Source organism: Butyrivibrio sp. AE2015, from assembly GCF_000420825.1.
In the GTDB taxonomy this organism is placed as follows: Bacteria; Bacillota; Clostridia; order Lachnospirales; family Lachnospiraceae; genus Butyrivibrio.
Map to the genome: position 1 here is coordinate 1 of NZ_ATVR01000072.1, position 1,346 is coordinate 1,346.

Annotated in this window: 1 protein-coding gene; it reads left to right on the forward strand. The window is 42.4% G+C overall.

Annotated elements, in window-relative coordinates; genetic code table 11:
• Nucleotides 1–1,346, forward strand: a 1,346-nt coding sequence (locus tag G585_RS0116545) for a condensation domain-containing protein (protein WP_022776488.1), incomplete at both ends; no start/stop codon positions are given.

Here is a 1,346-nt window from a genome sequence, read left to right on the forward strand (position 1 = left end):
ACAGACTACCTTGCTGCCTATTTCACAGCAGATGAAAAGGTGGATATAAGTGACCTGAAATCCTATCTGTCATCTTACCTTACTTCCTACATGGTGCCACAGGCCTTCATGCAGCTTGATGAGATGCCTATGAATCTTTCAGGCAAGATAGACAAAAAGGCACTGCCTCAGGCTGTAATGATGGAAGATGAGATAGTTCCGCCTGAGAATGAAACTCAGGAGCAGATCCTTGAGATCGTTAAAGAAGTAATTGGTGATCTGCCTTTGGGCATCACATCTGATCTGTTTTCCTTTGGTCTGTCATCTGTAGGATGCATCAAGCTGTGCGCCCTTTTGTCAGAGCACTTTGGAAGAACCCTTAAAGTATCGGATGTATTTGAGAACAGTACTGTCAAAGCTATAGACAGTATCCTGAGAAATGCGGATGAAGAGAAAGAATATGAACTCAGAGAAGAGTATCCGCTGTCAATGACCCAGACAGGTATATATATCGAATGTATGCGCTATCCGGGGTCTACCATCTATAACATCCCGGAACTTCATAAACTAGGGGACAGTGTGGACTGCGAAAAACTTGCTAAAGCTATTGAAAAAGCTGTAGCAGCCCATCCATATCTTTTCATGGAACCTGTAAGTGACAAGGATGGAATTGTACACGCAAGAAGAAGGGATGACTATAAGTTTGAAACTCCTGTATTTAAGAAAGATACAATTCCAACCGAAGATGAGCTGGTAAGGCCATTTTTCCTTGATACGGGAGAAGTTCTCTTCCGTGCAGAGATCTATGAAACAAAGAATGGTAACTATTTCTTCCTTGATACCCACCACATCGTAAGCGATGGCGGATCTCTTGATATTCTAAAAAGAGACATTGACAGAGCTTATTCAGGTGAAGAAATAGAAAAAGAGAAATATACGGGATATGAGTTTGCTCTTGATGAAGAAGCCGCGAGGAAAAGCGAGCGATTTGAAAAGGCAAAGGCCTGGTACGACGGTTACTTTGCAGGCTGCGGGGGAGAGACACTTCCGGTAAAAGATGGTAAGGAAGAAAATGGGCATATAGGTTTCTTAAAGATCATAGCAGAAACGGATGGAGCTATGATAAGACAGTTCTGTCTTGATAATTCCTATACACTTAATGCTTTCTTTACGACCGCTTTTGGCCTTGCACTTAAGTCGTATACAGCGTCTGAAAATGCCATATTTACTACAATCTATAACGGCCGAAGTGATGGAAGGCTTTCAGATAGTGTATCCATGCTGGTAAAGACCCTGCCGGTATATTTGGAATGCGCTCCGGAAAAGAAGGTCTTAGAGACCATAGAAGCATGCCAGAAATATATCCT